Annotated in this window: 13 protein-coding genes; 9 read left to right on the forward strand and 4 right to left on the reverse strand. The window is 64.5% G+C overall.

Annotation, left to right across the window (positions count from 1 at the left end; translation table 11 throughout):
- Positions 1-14 precede the first annotated feature (14 nt).
- The 6 genes from pth (at position 15) to mfd (ending at position 7,214) form a co-directional block, all read left to right on the forward strand.
- The gene (pth, locus tag B5G06_RS01400) at positions 15-611 is read left to right on the forward strand and encodes an aminoacyl-tRNA hydrolase (RefSeq protein ID WP_087187317.1); all 597 of its coding nucleotides are present in this window, start codon (positions 15-17) and stop codon (positions 609-611) included.
- 43 nt (positions 612-654) lie between these two features.
- Positions 655-1,074, forward strand: a complete 420-nt coding sequence (locus tag B5G06_RS01405) for a GNAT family N-acetyltransferase (protein WP_242955304.1) — start codon at positions 655-657, stop codon at positions 1,072-1,074.
- 123 nt (positions 1,075-1,197) lie between these two features.
- Positions 1,198-2,028: a VanW family protein gene (locus tag B5G06_RS01410; RefSeq protein ID WP_087187319.1), complete on the forward strand. Its 831-nt coding sequence runs from the start codon at positions 1,198-1,200 to the stop codon at positions 2,026-2,028.
- 12 nt (positions 2,029-2,040) lie between these two features.
- Positions 2,041-3,384, forward strand: coding sequence for an AMP-binding protein (locus tag B5G06_RS01415; protein WP_087187320.1), 1,344 nt, complete (start codon positions 2,041-2,043; stop codon positions 3,382-3,384).
- Entirely contained in the window at positions 3,381-3,626 is a 246-nt protein-coding gene (locus tag B5G06_RS01420) for a phosphopantetheine-binding protein (protein WP_158098710.1), read from the forward strand. Before B5G06_RS01415 ends, B5G06_RS01420 begins: the two co-directional genes overlap by 4 nt.
- Positions 3,627-3,695: 69 nt before the next feature.
- Positions 3,696-7,214: a transcription-repair coupling factor gene (gene mfd / locus B5G06_RS01425; RefSeq protein WP_087187322.1), complete on the forward strand. Its 3,519-nt coding sequence runs from the start codon at positions 3,696-3,698 to the stop codon at positions 7,212-7,214.
- Between the two features lie 72 nt (positions 7,215-7,286).
- Here the strand turns inward: mfd and B5G06_RS01430 are convergent, their stop codons facing one another.
- The 4 genes from B5G06_RS01430 to B5G06_RS01445 form a co-directional block, all read right to left on the reverse strand.
- Entirely contained in the window at positions 7,287-8,318 is a 1,032-nt protein-coding gene (locus B5G06_RS01430) for a stalk domain-containing protein (RefSeq protein WP_087187323.1), read from the reverse strand.
- A 176-nt stretch (positions 8,319-8,494) separates the two neighbouring features.
- Positions 8,495-12,499: an S-layer homology domain-containing protein gene (locus B5G06_RS01435; RefSeq protein ID WP_158094650.1), complete on the reverse strand. Its 4,005-nt coding sequence runs from the start codon at positions 12,497-12,499 to the stop codon at positions 8,495-8,497.
- 110 nt (positions 12,500-12,609) lie between these two features.
- A complete protein-coding gene (locus tag B5G06_RS01440; RefSeq protein ID WP_087187325.1) occupies positions 12,610-14,490 on the reverse strand; it encodes a protein kinase domain-containing protein in 1,881 nt (626 codons plus the stop codon).
- The gene (locus B5G06_RS01445) at positions 14,487-14,897 is read right to left on the reverse strand and encodes a hypothetical protein (protein ID WP_087187326.1); all 411 of its coding nucleotides are present in this window, start codon (positions 14,895-14,897) and stop codon (positions 14,487-14,489) included. The genes B5G06_RS01440 and B5G06_RS01445 overlap by 4 nt, the downstream gene beginning before the upstream one ends.
- A gap of 304 nt (positions 14,898-15,201) precedes the next feature.
- Here B5G06_RS01445 and secA point away from each other — a divergent pair, with 304 nt between their 5' ends.
- From secA to B5G06_RS01460, 3 genes are all read left to right on the forward strand, one after another.
- The gene (gene secA / locus B5G06_RS01450; protein ID WP_087187327.1) at positions 15,202-17,949 is read left to right on the forward strand and encodes a preprotein translocase subunit SecA; all 2,748 of its coding nucleotides are present in this window, start codon (positions 15,202-15,204) and stop codon (positions 17,947-17,949) included.
- A 224-nt stretch (positions 17,950-18,173) separates the two neighbouring features.
- Positions 18,174-18,986: a peptidoglycan editing factor PgeF gene (gene pgeF / locus B5G06_RS01455; RefSeq protein WP_087187328.1), complete on the forward strand. Its 813-nt coding sequence runs from the start codon at positions 18,174-18,176 to the stop codon at positions 18,984-18,986.
- A gap of 66 nt (positions 18,987-19,052) precedes the next feature.
- On the forward strand, positions 19,053-20,597 hold the full coding sequence (locus B5G06_RS01460; RefSeq protein WP_087187329.1) for an ABC transporter substrate-binding protein: 1,545 nt from the start codon (positions 19,053-19,055) through the stop codon (positions 20,595-20,597).
- Positions 20,598-20,618 lie beyond the last annotated feature (21 nt).

Raw genomic sequence — 20,618 nt, forward strand, 5'->3', positions numbered from 1 at the left:
TTTAAGGAGTATCTATGTTTTTCAACAGAAATCGAGCCTCCGGCGTGGAGTGGCTGGTGGTGGGCCTGGGCAATCCCGGGGACAAGTACGAGAACACCCGGCACAACGTGGGCTTTCTCACCATCGACCACATCGCCGGGGAGCAGCGGGTGCCGGTGCAGAAGCTGAAGTACCGGGCCCTCACCAACACGGTGGAGCTGGGGGGCGCCAAGGTGCTGCTCATGAAGCCGGTGACTTATATGAACCTGTCCGGCGAGGCGGTGGGGGAGGCCGCTCGGTTCTACAAGATCCCCGCCGACCATGTGCTGGTCATCTCCGACGACGTATCTCTGCCCATCGGCAAGCTGCGCATCCGCAAGGGGGGCTCCGCCGGGGGCCACAACGGCCTGAAGAACATCATCCAGCACCTGGGCACCGACCAGTTCCCCCGGGTGAAGGTGGGCGTGGGGGAGAAGCCCCATCCCGATTACGACATGGCCGACTGGGTGCTCTCCAAGTTTGTGGGTGAGGACCTCAAGACCATCACCGCCGCCATCGAGAAGGCGGGCAAGGCGGTGGAGTGCCTCATCGCGGAAGGGCCCGACAAGGCCATGAACAAGTTCAACGGCTGAGGGAAATATGATTACTTTTCGTAAAATTGATCAAAGCAATTACATGGATTGCATCTGCCTGAAGGTAAGAGACGACCAGACCGGCTTTGTGGCGGATAATGCCCGCTCTTTGGTGGAGGCCCGGTTTGAAGAGGGCCTGTACACCAGGGCCGTCTATTCTGATGACACTATGGTGGGCTTTGTTCTGTTTGATTATGACCCCGAAATTCCGGGCTGGTGCATGAGCCGGTTTATGATCGGCGCACAGTATCAGGGGCAAGGACTGGGCAAAGAGGCAGTGCTCCGCTTCCTGGACTTTATGAGAGAAGAGAGGAAGGTGGGGGAGCTCTATCTTCATGTGGAATTGGAAAATACGGCGGCCTATCAGCTGTACGAAAAGCTGGGCTTTCAAACCGTGGGAGAGATTCAGTATACCTTTGACGGAACCACCTACCGGGAGTGGCGCATGATGCGCCGGCTGTGAACCTGTGGGCCGCTGTTGCCAAATCGTAACTTGCAATTCCCGACGGGGATGCTAGGATAGAAGGAGCGGGCGCGCCCGCTCCTTTTTTGCAGAGGGGCGCGCCGGATTTGGGAGGTGGTCTCCATGGCGGGACGCAGGCTGTTTTGTCAGTGTGGTCCGGTGTGCTACCGGATCTCCCTGTGGAAAGAGGGGGCACGCAAGGCCCTGGCCGACCGGCGGGGTGGGGTACATTGGTCCACCTGGCGGTGTGAAGAGGAGCTGCCCGTGCTCCTCAAGGGGCACCGCTCCCCGGTGCTCCGGCGTCTGACCGGAGTGGACATGGATTTGCAGCGCAGCAAGCGGACCAATCTGGCCCTGGCCTCCGCCTGCATCGACGGGGTGGTGGTGGCGCCGGGGGAGAGCTTCTCCTTCTGGCGCCTGGTGGGCAAGCCCTCCGCCCGGAAGGGTTACCAGGACGGACTCACCATCGCCAGCGGGAACCTGGGCCGGTCGGTGGGGGGCGGGCTGTGCCAGCTGGCCAACCTGATCCACTACCTGGTGCTCCACAGCCCCCTGACCGTCACCGAGCTGCACCACCACTCGGACGCCCTCTTTCCCGACGACCGCCGCCGGGTGCCCTTCGGCACCGGCACCTCCATCTTTTACCCCCATGTGGATTACCGCTTCCGCAACGATACCGACCAGCCGGTCCAGCTGCGGGTGTGGCTGGAGGAGGACGACCTGTGCGGCGAGCTGCGGGGGACGAACCCCTTCCCCCTGCGCTACCGGCTGCGGGAGGAGGGGAGCGGTTATGTCCGGGAGGGGGAGACATACTACCGGGTGAGCCAGGTCTACCGGGTGGCCTATGACCGGGCCACCGGTGAGGAAGTGGGCCGGGAGCTGCTGCTGGACAACCACTCCAAGGTACTCTTTGATCCTACTCTCATCCCGGCGGATCAGATGTTGGAGCGGTGAAAGGAGAGGGCTATGCTGCTGGAACGAATCAAGGCCCACAGTGCCGCCCTGGGGGACCGTCCCGCCCTGAGGGCGGGGGAGCAGGTCATCCGCTGGGGAGAACTGTGGCCTATGGCCCAGGGCCTGGCGGCCAAACTGCGGGAGCAGGGGACCGGCCCGGTGGCCCTGGTGGGCGACCCGGCGGAGGTCTGGGTGCCGGTGGCCTTTGTGGCCTGCCTGCTGGCGGGGCGGCCCTATCTGCCCCTGGACCCCCTGCTGCCCCCGGCGGGACAGCGGGAGCTGCTGGAGCAGGCGGGGGCGGTTCTGCTGGACCGGCGGACGGCGGAGGAGGGCTTTTCCTCCGATCTGTCCTGCCCGCTCCCCGACGACCCTAACCGCATCGCCTATGAGATCTTTACCTCGGGCAGCACCGGAACGCCCAAGCTGGTGGAGGTGAGCCTGAGCAATCTGGAACACTTCCTCCGGTGGGCTTTCGCCCTGCCGGAGATTGCCGCCGTCCTGGGCGGGACGGCGGTAGGTCAGGCGGCCTGGTCCTTTGATCTGTCGGTGGCCGACCTCTATCTGGCTCTGCTGGGGGGCGGCACCCATGTGGCCCTCACCCCGGCGGAAAAGGAGGATTTTACGGCCCTCTTCCGCCGGTTGGAGGAAAGCGAAGTGTCCCTGCTGGTGGCCACCCCCTCCTTTTTGCGCCTGTGCCTGACGGAGCCCTCCTTCGGTCCTGCACAGCTGCCCCGTCTGCGGACGGTCTTCTCCTGCGGGGAGGTATTGCCCCCCGCTGCCGCCCGGCGGCTGCTGGACCGGTTTCCCGGCGTGACGCTGCTCAACGCCTACGGCCCCACCGAGGCCACTTGCGCCGTATGTGCTGTTCCTATTTCCCGGGAGATGTGCGGTGGGCCTCTGCCCATCGGCACAGTTGGGGAGGGGGCTGTGGATATCTCCCTGGAGGAAGGGGAGATCATCCTCACCGGAGCCAGTGTTTCCCCTCGGTTTGGTGGGAAGTATTCCACAGGGGACCTGGGTTATGTGGAAAACGGACTGCTCTACTGGGCGGGGCGGCGGGATTTACAGCTGAAGTACAAGGGGTACCGGCTGGAACCTGCCCGCATCGAGGGGGTGCTGGAGGCCCTGCCCCAGGTAGAGCGGGCGGCGGTGCTCCCCCGGCGGGATGGGGCGGGACAGGTGAAGGGCCTGACCGCCTTTGTGGAGGGGGCCGGGCTGGAGCCGGAGAAGCTGGCTCAGGCCCTGGCGGATTTGCTGCCCCCCTGGCAGATCCCCGGTCAGTGGAAGCTGCTGGATCGGCTGCCCCTGACCCCCAACGGAAAATGCGACCGGAAACGGCTGGAGGAGATGCTATGATGATGGGTGACGATGTGATCCGGGACCTGCTGGTGCAGGTCTGCGGCACCCGGGACGCCCTCCGCCCCGGAGCCGACCTGCTGGAGGAGGGCATCCTGGACTCCTTGGCCATGATCGACCTGCTGGAAGGGCTGGAGGATCTGGGCATCCAGATCCAGCCCACCCGTGTGCCCAGGGACTCCTTCCGCACGGTGGAGGGCATTCTGGCCCTCTGCCGCCAGGCGGAGGGGGACGCCCCCTGAGGCTGCCCCCTGCACCGGGGTAAGGTGCGCTTATAACTTCCAAATTTTTCTATATCTTCGAGGTGTACCATGAAACAACTGCTGTCCGCGCTGAAGGATATCCCGGAATATTGTGCCCTGACGGCGGCCATTGACAACGGGGCCTGCCCGGTGGCCTTCTCCGGCTTGTCGGCGGTCCACCGGGCCCACTTTGCCGCCGGGCTCCATCAGGAGCTGGAGCGGCCGGTGGTGGTGGTGTGCGCCGACGAGGGGGAGGCCCAGCGGATGGAGAAGGATTTGGCCGCTCTCTCCGGGGAGAAGGTGGCCACCCTGTCCGCCCGGGAGTTCACCTTCCACAACGCGGCGGTGGTGTCCCGGCAGTATGAGCACCGGCGGCTGTCTGTTCTGCGGGCGCTGGCGGCGGGGGAGTGCCCCCTGCTGGTGTGTACGGTGGAGTCCCTCCTCCAGCGCACCATCCCCAAAACCCTGCTCACCCAGGCCGCCCAGGTAGTGCGGATGGGGGAGGCCCATGACCTGAACGAGCTCACCGACACCCTCACCGCCGCCGGGTACGCCCGGTGCCAGCAGGTGGAGGGCGTGGGCCAGTTCGCCCTGCGAGGGGGCATTCTGGACTTCTTCTCTCCCGCCCATCAGAAGCCGGTGCGTGTGGAGTTCTTCGGGGACGAAGTGGACGCCATGGGCTTCTTCGACCCGGACACCCAGCGGCGCATCCAGAACATCAGCGAGGCGGAGATCTTGCCCGCCGCCGAGGTGCTGCCCCAGTTCACCCCCGGCGGCTGGGCGGGGCTGCTGGAGGGCCTGGACAAGCTGATCGCCCGTACCCGCAAGCGTAAGGGGTCGGAAAAGCTGGTCCAGACCCTGGAGGAGGACCGGGAGCGGCTGGACGCCGGTACCTCCTTCCCGGCCATGGACCGGTATGTAAGCCTCATCTACCCCCAGATGGCCACGGCGGCCGACTACCTGCCGGAGGACGCTGTGGTGATTTTCAGCGAGAGCGGCCGGGTGGCCGAGCGGGGGAAAAACTACTTGTGGCAGCTGGGGGAGGACGCCAAGTCCCTGATGGAGCGGGGCGAGCTGGCGGGGGATCTGGCCGACTTTGCCCGCACCCCCGAGGAGCTGTGGCAGGTGTTGGAGGAGTGGCCGGTGTGCTACCTGGACGCCTTCGCCGCTTCCACCTATCCCCGACGGCCCCGGACGGTGCTCAACCTGCTGGCCAAGCAGCTGCCCTCCTACGGCGCCAGCCTGGAGACCGCCGTCTCCGACCTGGCCCATTACGTCTCCGAGGGCTTCCGCACCGTGGTGCTGGTGAGCAGCCAGCAGCGGGCCCTCAACCTCCAGGCCCTGCTGCGGGAGCAGAAGATGACCACCGCCGTGGACTTTGAGCTTCACGACCTGCCCGGCTACGGCAAGGCGGTCATTGCCGTGGGGGGCGTCACCGCCGGCATGGAGTACCCGGTGGGGCGGCTGGCGGTGCTCACCGAGGGCCAGTCCGCCCTGGGCAAGCGCCGCCGGAGCAAGCCCGCCACCAACCGGCAGAAGCTCAAGTCCTACGCCGACCTCTCCCCCGGGGACCTGGTGGTCCACGAGCACCACGGCGTGGGCCGCTTCGTGGAGATGACCAAGAAAGTGGTGGACGGCATTGAGAAGGACTATGTAAAGATCGCCTATGCCGGCACCGATATCCTGTATGTCCCCGCCACCCAGCTGGACCTGGTGAGCAAGTATATCGGCGGCGGCGAGGACGCCAACGAGAAGCGCAAGCTGTCCAGGCTGGGGGGCGGCGACTGGGAACGGGCCAAGTCCAAGGCCAAGAAGGCGGTGAAGGACCTGGCCAAGGGCTTGATCCAGCTGTACGCCCAGCGGCAGCGGCAGCCCGGCTTTGCCTTCTCCCCCGACTCCGAGTGGATGCACGAGTTTGAGGAGCAGTTTGAGTACGCCGAGACCGACGACCAGCTGCGGTGCATCGCCGAGATCAAGCGGGACATGGAGACCGCCCGGCCCATGGACCGGCTGCTGTGCGGCGACGTGGGCTACGGCAAGACCGAGGTGGCCTTCCGGGCCATCATGAAGTGCGTGCTGGATGGCAAACAGGCCGCCATTCTGGTGCCCACCACCGTGCTGGCCCGGCAGCACTACCTGTCGGCCAAGCAGCGCTTTGCCAAGTACCCGGTGGAGATCGACGTAGTGAGCCGGTTCCGCACCGCCGCCCAGATGAAGGAGACCCTGCGGCGGCTGGAAGCCGGGCAGATCGACCTTTTGATCGGCACCCACCGGCTCTTCCAGAAGGACGTAAAATTCAAGGACCTGGGACTGCTGGTCATCGACGAGGAGCAGCGCTTCGGCGTCCAGCACAAGGAGCGGCTCAAGGAGCTGTCCAAGCAGGTGGACGTGCTCACCCTGTCGGCCACCCCCATTCCCCGTACCCTCAATATGGCCCTCTCAGGCATCCGGGACATGAGTACCCTGGAGGAGCCCCCCATGGACCGCCAGCCGGTGCAGACCTATGTGCTGGAGCACGACTGGGGGGTGCTGATGGATGCCGCCCGCCGGGAGCTGGAGCGGGGCGGCCAGGTGTACTACCTCCACAACCGGGTGGACACCATCACCCGCACCGCCGCCCGCATCAAGGAGATGCTGGGGGAGGACGTGGAGGTGGCGGTGGCCCACGGCAAAATGAGCCAGGAGGAGCTCAACGAGGTCATGACCCGCATGAGCGAGGGCGAGGTGGATGTGCTGGTGTGCACCACCATCATCGAGACCGGCATTGACATCGCCAACGCCAATACCCTCATCATTGAGGACGCGGACAAGATGGGCCTGGCCCAGCTCCACCAGATCAGAGGCCGGGTGGGCCGGTCCACCCGCCGGGCCTTTGCCTACCTGACCTACCGGCAGGGGAAGGTGCTCACCGAGGTGGCCTCCAAGCGGCTGGGGGCCATCCGGGAGTTTGCCGAGTTCGGCTCCGGCTTCAAGATTGCCATGCGTGACTTGGAGATCCGTGGGGCGGGCAACATCCTGGGCCCGGAGCAGTCCGGCTTCATGCTCAGCGTGGGCTATGATATGTACCTGCGGCTGCTGGAGGAGGCGGTGCTGGAGGAGCGGGGCGAGCCCATCCCCAAGCGCACCGAGTGCGCCGCCGACCTCAGCGTGGCGGCCTCCATTCCCGACCGGTATGTCCCCTCCCCGGAGGAGCGGATGGACCTGTACCGGCGGATCGCCGCCATCCGCACCGAGGCCGACGCCGACGACGTCACCGACGAGCTCATCGACCGCTACGGCGACCCGCCCCGGACGGTGAACAACCTGATCTCGGTGGCTCTGCTGCGGGCGGCTGCCGCCGAGAATGGGGTGGTGCAGATCCGCCAGCAGGGAGGCGGCCTGCAATTCTACCTGGACGGCTTTGACCTCCAGCGGGTGAGCGCCCTGTGCGCCCTGGAGCACTACCGGGGACGGCTGCTCTTCTCCGCCGGAGAGAAGCCCTATCTGGCCCTGCGGCTCAAGAAGGGGGAGGACCCCTTGAAGTGGGGCCGGAAGGTAATGGAGGACTACGGCAAGACCGGGGCGCAAAGCCCGGCAGACCAACCGTAAAACAGGCAGAAGGGGCCCGGCGCATTGCGCCGGGCCCCTTCTGTATAGGGAAAGAAAGATGGGAATCGTGGATCAGAAGCCGACGATGTTCAGATACACGTCCACCGTGCCGGATACCACATAGGGATTGCCGTCGGCATCGTTGGCGTACCAGAAATTCTCCTCCATGGGGAAGTCCGGGTTGGAGGAACCGGCAGTGGCGTATACCGGGATGGAGATCTTCACCCAGCCGTCGGTGGCCTGGGTAAAGGTGCCGGTCAGGTACTTGTCGGCCCAGCGGTAGCCGTCCTCATTCTCCTGGACCTCATAGTCCAAAGACAGGCCGTACTCCGCCAGGGCGTCCAGAGCGGCCTGGGTGCCGATGGGGGAGGAGCCGGGGATCTCCCGGTCGGCGGTCAGGTCGTCGGCGGTGTAGAAGATGCCGTCATAGAAGGAGTTGATGCCGGCCCGGTCCACGGGATCGCCTACCTTGCCCCACAGGATGATGGGGGCTACCGCAAACTCACTGGGCTCCACAAACTGGAAGTGGAGGGTGCGGGTGACGGCCTCGCCGTTTCTGGGGGTGACGGTAAAGGTCACGTCGGCCTCTGCCACGCCCTGGCACTCGCCCTCCAGGTGGTCGCCCACCAGGGTGATGCCGTCGGGCAGCTGGCCGGACACCTGCTTGACGGTAAAGCTGTTCTGCTGCTCCTCGGGCAGCCACCAGCGGAACTCGTAGCCCACGCCGTTGTACCAGGTCTGCGGGTTGCCGTTTTCGTCGGTATAGGTCTCGGGGGCTACGCTGAGCACATAGTCCACCTGGTCGGGGTCATAGGGGGGCAGCACCGACTGGATGACGGCGGTCTGGGTGGAGGCGTCGTAGCTGACGGCCTTGCCAAAGGCCTCACTGATGGCACGGATGGGCACATAGGTGGTGCCGTTGTAGGCAAATACATCCACTTCCTTGCCGTTGACGTCGGTGGGCACAAAGGCCTCGCCGTCGATGGACAGCTTCATGCCGGGGTTGACGGCGATGTTGACCAGATTACCGGCGGCCAGGGCGGCGGTGCCGGTGCCCAGCACCAGGGTCAGAGCCAGGGCGGCCACGCGGGTCTTTTTCTTCATAGAGACACTTCCTTTCGTGAACTGCGGGTTTTGCAAGCTGAAACCAGCATACCACAGTACTGTAAGAAAGTGGTGTGCATAACAGCACACTCGTACACACCGGAAGGAAAACAGCAGGGCCCGGCGTGATACGCCGGGCCCTGCTGCATTGGGAAGGGAAGGAAGTTTGGAAAGATTTAGGGTTCGGAATTATAGGCATCCTGGATGATATCAGAGCCAATGGTTGTAACGGTAAGGTTACCGCCCCGATCCTGGAGGGTGCCGGTACCGGTAATAGAACCGGTGCCGTTGATATCGCCCTGGTAGCCCGCGTGGGCGTCGCCGGCCAGCTCCATGGTGCCATTGATGGTTAGGGTGCTGCCCGGCCAGATGCGCAGGATGCCGGAACAGGTCATGGTACCGCCCTGGTCAATCACCAGGTTCATGCCGTCCACCAGGTACATCCAGCCGCCGTCGTTTTCGGCTTCGACAAAGTCGGGGACCATAAGCTTACCGCCTGATTCCACCACCAGCTTGTCGTCCCCCTCCAGCCAGTACTGGTTGCAGGAGACGGTGCCGCCGTCCTTGATGATCAGGGAGGTGTGGCCCGCAAAGCCCTCAAAGCCGCTGCTGGCAAAGTCCAGCTTGCCGCCGGTGAGGGTACCCTCGATGGTGATGAGGTAGGGGGTCTGCTCCTCCAGCTCCCAGTTGTCGGAGCTGTCCCGGACCAGCAGGGTCACGTTATCGGGCAGGGTCAGGGTTTCCCCGGCGGCCAGGGTGTAGTTGTTGCGCAGCTCCAGGTAGTAGTTGCCGTAGGTATTGTTGTTCTGTACGGCTTCGATGGAGGCACGGATCATGGCGTCCACCGCCTCGTTGTCGTTCCCCAGATCGGGGAAGTTCAGGGCGCAGTTGACCCGGCTGGGGTCCTCGGCCTCAATGGGGGGATGGTCGGGAATGGCCCAGCTGCCGTCGTCGTTGGCGCTGATGCCGTGGTAATAGAAGGCCCCGGCGCTCATGTCTATTTTGTCAGCGGTGACGCGGCCGGTGCCGTCTATGTACAGCTCACCGTCCAGAGTAAGGAGACCGGAAACATTCAGGGCGGCGTCATAGTCCACATAGACCCGGCTCTGCCCCTCCAGGGGGAGGGCCAGGGAGTCGGCGGTGACGGTGGTACCGCCCTGGATGTGGACTTCACCGTCCACCGTCATGGTCTCGGTGACGGTGAGGTCAAACCGGTCGTTCCACAGGACCACGTTTGCGGGGATTACCAGATTGCCCTCTACCGCCGCGTTCTGGAGCAGGATTACCTCGCCGCCGCCGTCGGCCTGAGCGGCATTCAGGGCATCCTCCAGGGTGAGCCAGAACCGGCCGTCATATTCCGCCTCACCGATGGGGCGGTACTCCTCCTCCTGGGTGTTCCGCTGGAAGAGGGTGCATTCCACAGTGGCTCCATCCTCCACCACCAGGCATTCCTCAATATTGCCGGTGATGTACAGCTCGCCGGTCAGGGTACTGCCGCTCTTCACGGTGAGCTGAGCCACGGGATAGCCGTCAAAGGTGATGATCTCCACATTGCCGTTGAGAATGCTGCCGCCGGACTCAATGGTAATGCCCCGGTTTTCGCCCCCCATGAGGGCCAGGCTGGTGTTGGCGGGCAGGGTGAGAGGGGTATTGACGGTGAGCTGGCAGCGGACCTCCAGCAGGTGGAAGGTGTAACCTGCGTCCTCAGGGATGTCGTTGATGCAGTCGATGGCCTTAGCCAGAGCGGTATCGCTGCCGTTCAGGTCCTCCGTGAAGTTGAAAGCGGTAAAGATGGAGCAGTCGATTTCATTTTCCATGTGGGGCAGGGGGGCCAGATTCCAGCCCTCGCCGTTCCACTGGGCGTACTGGTAGTACTCCACGGCCCAGTCCGAGCCTTCCGGCTGGTAGTTGACCACGGTGCAGTCGATGGTGCCCCGGTTCCAGATGGTGTTGCCGCTGCGCAGGGTACCCCCGCCGTTGATGGTGCCGCGGTTCAGGATGGCGTACAGGTTGTCCAGGGTGACAGTTTCCGGAATGGTCAGGGTGACCCCCTCATTGATGCCCAGGGTCCAGTTCTCGGGGATGGTGATGCCCTGGGTCAGGGTGTAGTTGCTTACCAGATAGAGGTCGCCCCCCTGGGAGCCCTCCGGGATGGCGGCCACGGCAGCTTCCAGAGAGGAGTAGCCCACGCCGTCAATGGTGGCCACGGTTTGGGCGGGATTGGCGCTGCCCAGGGTCAGGCCGCTCATGTCCAGACCGGTGGCCCAGCCGCCCATGCTGATGTCCTCCAGACCGTGCCACTTGAGGAAGATGGTGAGCATCTTGGTGGAAGAGGTGGCGCCCTCCGGGGCCACCGTGTATTCATAGGTGAAGACGCCGTCATCCCCAAAGGCCTCGGAATAGGTGAATTCCTCCCAGGGCCACTCCACACCGTCCACCGAAGTGGTGAGGCGCAGCACGGGGACGTCATTGTTATACTCCACGCCCTCCGGGGCCTTGAGCTGGAGGGTGAGCACATAGTTGCCTTCCTCGTTGAGCGTCAGGTTGCCGGAGACCAGGTTCAGCAAGGTCTCCGGGTCGGTTTCGCCGATGGTAATGCCCTCGGTAGTGGTTGTCACCGTGCCGTCAGGCACGGCGGACAGCTGGGCATAGAGGGTCACATTGCCGGTGACGGTAATATCGCTCAACTCCACCGGAGGCCACTCGCCCTCCACCTTCCAGCCCGTAAAATCATAGCCCACCTTACCGGGCACGGTGATGCCGCTGCCGGTGGGATGGCCGCCGCTGGCCACCCGCTCGGTGCCCAGCACCTCATCCAGGAACTGATAGGTGACGGTGTAGTAGGAGACGGAGCTGCCGCCGCCGGAGGAAGAGCCGCCGCCGGAAATACCGGGGGTGGTGGCGGAGGAGCCGCCGGCCACGTCCTTGTCCCCGGCAGTGACGCCGGAGGTGCCCTCAGAGGCCTCCACCTTGGTATTGGGGGTAGACACGGCCACATTGTCGGCGTTGGCGGTGACGTTGTTCACCTTGCCGGAGCCGGACACGGTGGTGCCCGCACCGTCGGCGGTGACGCTCTCCACCGTGCCGCCCTTGCCTACGGTAATGGCGGTATCGGGCGCGGCGGCGGTCAGATTGTCCACCTTGGCCCCGCCGGCCACGGTGATGCTGGCCCCCTGGGCCTGCTCAGAGACGGTGACGCTGCCCACAGTACCGGCCACAGTGACCTGGGCCTGTGCCCCGTCCACATTCAGGGTGCCAACGGTGCCCGCCACGATGACGGCGTCGGAGCCGTCGTTGATGGTGATGACCTCTACAGAGGCGTCGTCCTCCACCGACAGACGCACCCCGCCGTCCCGCCGCTGGGCGGTGATGGTGCTGACGGAGGAAGTGCCCTTGATGATGATGGAGTGCTCGCCGCCGCCCCGGACCACCAGGGCCCCGGTTACGGTGACGTTGTCCAGAATCAGGTCCCCGTCGCCGATGCCCTCGGCGGCAATCAGGTTGCCGTCAATGGTCATGTCGGACAGGGTGACTCCGGCGGCGCTGACAATTACGTTGCCGCTGGCGTCGGCGGTGTAGCTGCCGCCCTCATGGTAGCGGGCGGCAACGGCGTTGTCCAGCAGCTGGGCCACCTCCGCCCGGGTGATGGTGGCGGCGGGCATGATCTTGCCCTCATAGCCCTTGAGGATGCCGGCCTGGGCCATGCCGCCCAGATAGCCTGTGGCCCAGCTGGCCGCTTCACCGGCGTCGGTAAAGCCCTCCAGCCCGGCGGCGTTCTCCGTCACGCCCAGAGCCCGGCCCAGCAGCACCGCCGCCTCCTGCCGGGTGATGGGGTCCAGCGGCCGCAGGGAGGTGCCGTCCCCCTGGAGAATGTTGGCGGCGGCGGCCCCCAGCACCGCCTCCTCATACCAGCTGTCCGCCTCCACGTCGGGATAGGCGGTGTCGGACTGGGTCTGATAGTCCATCAGCCGGTCCAGAATCACTGCCAGCTCGCCCCGGGTGATGGGCGCGTCGGGACGGAACTGGCCGCCGTAGCCCTGGAGGATCTCCTCCTGGCTCCAGCGGTCGATGGCCTCCGCGCCCCAGTGACCGGCGGTGTCGTCATAGGCCAGAGCGGGCGCCGCCAGGGCCAGCGCCAGGACCACGGCCAGCAGCGTGCCCCGGAAGGGATGGGATTTCATATCCGTGTACCTCCTTTTGTGGAAAAGTATGAATAAAAAACCAGGAACTATGGTGATGATACCATAGTTCCTGGCAGGATTGGTGTGCATATATGCACACTGTGTACGACTCAGTTCAGCAGGCTCACCCGGCCGGGGCAGGCCTGTTCCGCCACATCGGCCATGGACTGGGGGACCAGTACCAGATTGAGCCGGGGCAGGGCGGACAGGGGGGAGAAGTCGGGGACGGCGGGGCCGTTAAAGCAGAAGGTCTCCAGCAGTTCGGCCTGGGCCAGGGGGGAGAGGTTGGTGACGTTGGACGCAAACAGCCCCAGGTTGCGCAGCCGGGGCAGGTTTCCCGCGCCGGTCAGGGAGTTCTGTCCGGCGTGGAGCCGCAGATCCACCACCTGGCAGCCCGCCAGAATGGACAGGTCCTCACAGGGCAGCAGGCCCACGTTGAGAATGGGCAGCAGGTCCCGCTCCGCCAGGGCGGACACCGCCTCCTCCGGCGGCCCCCACAGGGAGAGCTCCTCCAGCAGGGGCAGGGTACCCAGCACCGACCAGTCTCCGTCGGACACCGTCCGCCAGCCCAGGGACAGACGGACCAGAGGCAGATCGGCCAGAGGCGCCAGACTGTCCAGGGGGGTGAACTGGCCGCTGTCGTCCACCCCGTCCAGGTTCAGGTCCCGCAGCCTGGTGAGCCCCGCCAGCGGGGTCAGGTCGGAGGGGGTGTTGCCCCCCAGCCACAGGGTGCTCAGGCTGGTGAGGGAGGAGAGGGGAGACAGGTCCTCAATGGAGTTGTCGCACAGCACCAGAGTGGTGATGGGCAGCCCCTCCAGCGGAGAGAGGTCGGTGATCTGCTGCCGGCACAGCCATACCTCCTCCAGGTTGGGCATACTGGCCAGCAGGGACAGGTCGGACACATCTCCCCGGGAGGTGTCGCCGGTCATATCATTCATATAATAGGAGTAGGACGAGGGGTCCTCCAGCACCTCATTGCCCAGCAGAGCCAGCCGCTCCACCTGCTTCAGGTCGCCGTAGGTGATCTCCCCGTCGGGGCGGTCCAGTTCCTCCCGCACCGCCAGTTCCAGGCAGTAGGAGGAAAATTCCACCGGCTGAACCCCCTGCATCCGGGGCAGGGCCACGGCCCCCACGCCGCCCAGGCACAGGGCCAGGGCACAGACCGCCGCTACGAGTTTGCGCTGCCTCCCGCGGGCCTTGCCGCCCAGCCCCTCCTTCAGCGCTGCGGCGGTGGGGTAGCGGTCGTCGGGACTGAAGGCAGTGCATTTGCGCAGGACCCCCTTCAGCTGCCGGGATACCGGAGCCGCCTCCAGACTGTCCCGGTCGTAGGAGCCGGTGAGGGTCCAAATCAGGGTGGCGCCCAGGGCGTACAGGTCGGTGCGCTCGTCGGTCTGGGCAAAGCCGTATTGCTCGGGGGCGGCGGTGACCGAGCTGCCCATAATGCGGGTGTCGCTGTCCCGGTGGGGCTTGTACTGTCGGGCGATGCCGAAGTCAATGAGCCCCACATCTCCGTCGGGTCCTATAATGATGTTGTCCGGCTTGATATCCCGGTGGATGATGGGCGGGTCCATCCGGTGGAGCTGGTCCAGCAGGGATAAAAGCTTCAGCCCCATCTGACGGCAGCTTGCCTCGTCACAGGGGCCGGTGCGGTCCAGATAACGGGTCAGAGACTCCCCGGGCAGGTAGCTGCGGACCAGATAGACGGTCTGCTCCTGCCGGAAGCAGTCGGTGGCCAAAGGCACACGGCCCGCCAGAGCGGGGTAGAGCTGAGTGAGCAGCCGGAACTCCTCCTCTAGGTCCTCGCCCCCCTCCCGGGCAATCTTGAGCACATAGGGAGCCTCGTCGCACCGGCGGCGGAGGAGCCACACGCTGCGGCTTTCCCGCTCCGCCAGACAGGCCTCCGGCCGGTAGACGAGGGCGATACGGTCGGGCAGTTCCAGGCTGTCCACCACCTGCTTGTAGTCCTGACAAAAATCCTCGGTGCGGCTCACAGAAGCCCCCCTTCTCCCAGAGAGAGGAGCAGCTCGTCGGTCTCCTCCAGGGTTAGGTGGTGGGTCAGTCCGTAGAGCACCGCCGCGTCAAACCGGCTGCGGGGATAGAGGGAGGCCTTGCCGCAGCGGGTGAGCAGCTTCTGGGTCTCCTCCTCCCCCAGGTCCAGGGCCAGAGCCAGCCGAAGCAAAAAGGTGCGGGTGGGAGGACGGGTGCCGTTAAAGAGCTGGTAGCCGTAGGACCGCTCCAGATAGCAGGCCCGGATGGCGTCCTTCACCAGCCAGCCCCGCCGCTCCAGCAGGCCGTATAAGTAAAAAGTATAGTCCGGCGGGGTAAAGGCGCCCCCCGCCAGCATGGCGGGATCCGAGGACGAGCGGATGGCATTGCGCAGTTCATCCGTGGTTTTCACAGCGCCCCTCCTTTCTTTATGGGATAGAAACAATTTATAAAAAGGTAACTGTCATCCATTATACTACCCGGTCGGGGACTTGGAAAGAGTGTATCATAGTTTCTCCACCGGCAGGTGTGCGGAATTGCACACTTTTTGCATAAAGAGAATAAGACCCGCGATCTGGAACAGAAAAGGGTAGATCATGCAATTTGTTCACAATTTACTCTTTTTTCTTTTCAGGGGTTATGCTATACTAGGAAACTGAATCAATGTCAACAGCCGCGTTTTGCGCTGTGGAAGATCAGAAAGGTGAAACAATCACATGGGACTGTTGAAAAAGCTGTTCGGCACCAGCTCCGCCAAGGAGCTCAAGGCCATCAAACCCATCGTGGACAAGATCGAGGCCCTGGACGAGGAGTACTCCAAGCTCACCGATGAGCAGCTCAAGGCCAAGACTCCTGAATTTAAAGAGCGTCTGGCCAATGGCGAGACCCTGGACGATATCCTGCCCGAGGCCTTTGCCGCCTGCCGGGAGGCGGCCTGGCGTGTGCTGGGTATGAAGCCCTACCGGGTGCAGCTCATCGGCGGCATCATCCTCCATCAGGGCCGTATCGCCGAGATGAAGACCGGCGAAGGCAAGACCCTGGTGGCCACCCTGCCCGCCTACCTCAACGCCCTGGCCGGCGAGGGTGTCCACATCGTCACCGTCAACGACTACCTGGCCAAGCGTGACTCCGAGTGGATGGGTAAAGTCTACCGCTTCATGGGCCTCACCGTGGGTCTGGTGATCCACGACATCCAGCCCAAGGACCGCAAGGCCTCCTACGCCGCCGACATCACCTACGGCACCAACAACGAGTTCGGCTTCGACTACCTGCGGGACAATATGTGCATCTACGCCACCGAGATGGTGCAGCGGGGCCACGCCTTTGCCATCGTGGACGAGGTGGACTCCATCCTCATCGACGAGGCCCGTACCCCCCTCATCATTTCCGGCCAGGGTGACAAGTCCACCCAGCTGTACACCATTGTGGACGCCTTCGTGGCCCGCCTGAAGGGCCAGCGGGTGGCCAAGGTGGACACCAAGGAGGAAGAGGACCCGGACGTGGACGCCGACTACATCGTGGATGAGAAGGCCCGCACCGTCACCCTCACCGCCCGTGGTATTGCCAAGGCTGAGCAGCAGTTCCAGATCGAGAACCTGGCCGATCCCGAGAACACCACCCTGTCCCACCACATCAACCAGGCCATTAAGGCCCGGGGCCTGATGAAGCGGGATATCGACTACGTGGTGAAGGACGGCGAGGTCATCATCGTGGACGAGTTCACCGGCCGCCTCATGTACGGCCGCCGCTATAACGAGGGCCTCCATCAGGCCATCGAGGCCAAGGAGGGGGTCACCGTGGCCCGTGAGTCCAAGACTCTGGCCACCATCACTTTCCAGAACTACTTCCGCCTGTACAACAAGCTGTCCGGTATGACCGGTACCGCCATGACCGAGGAGGAGGAGTTCGGTACCATCTACTCCCTGGACATCGTGGAGATCCCCACCAACAAGCCTCTGGCCCGCATCGACCACCCCGACGTGGTGTACAAGACCGAGGCCGGCAAGTACAAGGCCATTGTCAAGCAGATCGAGGAGTGCCACGCCAAGGGCCAGCCTGTGCTGGTGGGCACCATCTCCATCGAAAAGTCGGAGCAGATCTCCGAGATGCTCAAGCGCAAGGGCATACGCCACAACGTGCTGAACGCCAAGTTCCACGAGAAGGAAGCCGAGATCGTGGCTCAGGCCGGTAAGCTGGGCGCCGTCACCGTGGCCACCAACATGGCTGGCCGTGGTACCGATATTCTGCTGGGCGGCAACGCCGAGTTCCTGGCCAAGGCCGAACTGCGGAAGGCCGGACTGTCCGACGAGCTCATCGCCGAGTCCACCGGCTTTGCCGACACCGACAACCAGGAGATCCTGGTGGCCCGCCGGATGTTTACCGAGGCGGAGGCCAAGTATAAGGACGAGATCAAGGAGGAGGCCGAGAAGGTCCGTGCCGCCGGCGGCCTGTTCATTCTGGGCACCGAGCGCCACGAGTCCCGCCGCATCGACAACCAGCTGCGGGGCCGTGCCGGCCGTCAGGGCGACCCCGGCGAGAGCCGGTTCTTCCTCTCCCTCCAGGACGACATCATGCGCCTGTTCGGCTCCGAGCGGGTCATGGGCATGATGGACCGGCTGGGTATGGATGAGGACACCCCCCTGGACTCCAAGATGCTGTCCAACGTCATTGAGAACGCCCAGAAGCAGGTGGAGTCCCGCAACTTCCAGACCCGTAAGACGGTACTGGAGTACGACGACGTGATGAACACCCAGCGTAAGGTCATCTATGAGCAGCGCCGCAAGGTGCTGGACGGCGAGAACCTGAAGGAGGCTGTCCAGACCATGCTCTCCACCGTCATCTCCAACGAGGTGGCGGCCCACATGGGCGAGCAGAAGCACATGGACGCCGAGAACTGGCGGGAGGTGTGCGCCCAGTTCAGAGGGCTGTTCCTCACCCCCGAGGACTACAAGTTCGACGACGAGGAGCTGCAGAAGTACGACGCCTCCCAGCTGGAGGAGCTGCTGCTGGAGAAGGCCACCGAGGTCTACAGCAAGAAGGAAGCCGAGCTGGGCGAGCCCCTCATGCGTGAGCTGGAGCGGGTGATGATGCTCCGGGTGGTGGACGAGTACTGGATGGACAACATCGACGCCATGCAGGAGCTGCGTCAGGGCATCGGCCTGCGGGCTTACGGCCAGAACGACCCTGTGGTGGAGTACAAGCGCGAGGGCTACGAGATGTTCGAGCGCATGATCGCCGCCATCCAGGAGGAGACCCTCCGCCGGATCTTCCTGGCCCGGGTGCAGGTGGGCTCCACCGTCAAGCGCGAGCGGGTGGCCAAGGTCACCGGCGAGAGCGCCGGCGCCGACGGCACCGTAAAGAAGCAGCCCGTCAAGAAGGGCAAGAAGCCCGGCCGCAACGATCCCTGCCCCTGTGGCAGCGGCAAGAAGTACAAGAAGTGCTGCGGGATGCACGAAGAGGACTGAGGACCGTCCAGGGGGTATCCCAAAAGTGAAGTGTGGCTGCGCTGGACTTCTATCGGAGGCGCCCCCGGCGCCTCCGACCCCCTAGATACGAGCCTGCGTGCCGGCAAAACGCCGGCGACTTGGCTCGATACCCCCGGTTTCGCGCCCCGCGGCGCGGGTCGTGGTGTTTTTCCGAAAAATGAATTTCCGGAAAAACGGATTTCGATTTCCGGATGGAGGACTCCATGAACATCATCGAACACAACAAAAATGGCCTGCTCTATCTGTCCTGCGACGGCTTTGAGGCCGCCGGCGGAGTGGCCCACGGCTTTTCCACCCGGCTGGGCGGGGTGTCGGAGGGGAAGTTTGCCTCCCTCAACCTGAGCATGAACCGGGGAGACGAGCCGGACAAAGTGGCGGAGAATTACCGCCGCTTCTGCGCCGCCATCGGCGCCGATGTGAAGGGTGTGGTGTGCGCCAGCCAGGTCCACGGGGACACGGTGCGCTCCGTCACCACCGCCGACCTGGGCATTGCCCTGGATGAGCCGGAGCCCTGGCAGGCCGACGGCCTGGTCACCGACATCCCCGGCGTGGTGCTCACCGTCTTTACCGCCGACTGCCTGCCCATTCTGCTCTACGACCCGGTGCGCCGGGTGGTGGGGGCGGTCCACGCCGGTTGGCGGGGCACCGCTCTGGGTATCGCCGCCAAAGCGGTGGAGCGGATGGTGGATTGCTACGGCTGCGACCGGCTGGACATTCTGGCCGCCATCGGCCCCGGCATCTCCAAGTGCTGCTTTGAGACCCACGAGGACGTGCCCAACGCTATGACCGAGGCCATGGGGGCCTCCGCCCTCCACTGCATCCAGGTGCTGCCCACCGGCAAGTTCCATGTGGATCTGAAGGCTCTCAACGCCAAGCGGCTGGAGAACGCCGGTCTGGACCCCGAGCACATCGCCGTGTCCGGCGACTGTACCGCCTGCCTGCCGGAGAAATACTGGTCCCATCGTGTGACCCACGGAGAACGGGGCAGCCAGGCGGCAATGATCGCACTGTTATAATCAAATCACAGGGGCGGGCGGTGATGAGCCGCCCGCCCTTTCCTATTGAGACAGGAGGGGCTGCCCTTGAACAAACGAACACGACGGATTCTGGCTGCTCTGGGGGCCGCCCTCTGCCTGGTCCTGGCGGGCTGTACCGGCGGGCCGGAGCCGGAGGTTACCCCCACGCCGGAACCCACCGTCTCCGCCGCCCCAACCTCTGAGACGGCGGAATTTACCCTGGCCTGCTACCCTCAGGCCGGGTTCCACCCCATCACCGGCGGCAACCGCACCAACCTGTCTTTGGGCGGGCTGATGTACGAGGGACTGTTTGCCCTGGATCAGCAGTTTGAGGTCAGTCAGGTGCTGTGTTCCGGTTATACCGCCTCGGAGGATGGGCTGACCTGGACCTTCACCCTGCGCAGCGGCGTCACCTTCTCCGACGGCAGCCCCCTCACCTCGGCGGAGGTGGTTTCCTCCCTGGAGACCGCCCGTTCCAGCACCCTTTATTCCGCCCGGTTTGCCGACATTGGCGCCATCACGGCGGGAGAGGGAACGGTGACCGTGACCCTGACCCGGGCCAACGGGTCCCTGCCAGCCCTGCTGGACATCCCCATCGTCAAGGTGACCGGCGGCACCCCGCTGGGCACCGGGCCCTATGTGCTCACCGGCAGCGGCAACGACCTGTCCCTCACCGCCAACGGAAGCTGGTGGCAGGGGGAGAAGCTGCCGGTGGACACCATTCCTCTCCAGGCCATTCAGGAGGCAGACGATTTGATCCACGCCTTCGACACCAAGGAGATCTCCCTGGTGTCCACCGACCTGACCGCCACCAATGCCCTGGGCTTCTCCGGCTCCTTTGATACCCTGGATTATCCCACCTCCACCATGGTGTATGTGGGCTTCAACACCGTCAGCGGCCCCTGCGCCGACGCCGGGGTGCGGAAGGCCCTGCTGCGGGCCTTTGACCGAGAGTCGGTATCCACCGCCATCTTCTCCCGCCACGCCCAGCCTGCCGCCCTGCCGGTCCACCCCGGCAGCGCCCTCTACCATGAGGATCAGGCCTCCGCCCTCAGTTACTCCTCCCAGGCGGTGGCCGAGGCCCTCACCGCCGCGGGCTGGACTGCCACCGACAGCGGCTGGGTCAACGGACGGCAGACACTCAGCCTGGAGCTGGTGGTGTCCGCCGAAAATCAGGACCGGGTGGCGGCGGCTCAGCATCTGGTCAACGGCCTCAACGATCTGGGCATCCGGGCCACCCTCACCAAGCTGGACTGGGACGCCTATGTCTCCGCCCTTCAGAGCGGGAACTTTGACCTCTACCTGGGGGAGGTGCGGCTTACCGCCGACTTTGATCTCACCGCCCTTATCACCGCCGGAGGCTCCCTCAACTACGGAGGTTACAGCGACACTCAGGCCGCCCAGCTGCTCCAGACCTATCGGGCCACCAACGGCCAGAGCCGGGACCTGAGCGCCCGTCAGCTCTACGCCCGGCTGGCGGAGGAGCCACCCTTCGCGGTGATCTGCTTCAAAAACTGGTCCGTGCTCTCCCAGTGGAACGCCGTCTCCAATATGACGCCCACCCAGCAGAATCTGTTCTTCCAGTTTGCCTATTGGGAGATCGCACAATGAATCCAGCGGCCCCCGCATCAC

It is taken from the genome of Flavonifractor sp. An52 (assembly GCF_002159385.1).
Taxonomy (GTDB): domain Bacteria; phylum Bacillota; class Clostridia; order Oscillospirales; family Oscillospiraceae; genus Flavonifractor; species Flavonifractor avicola.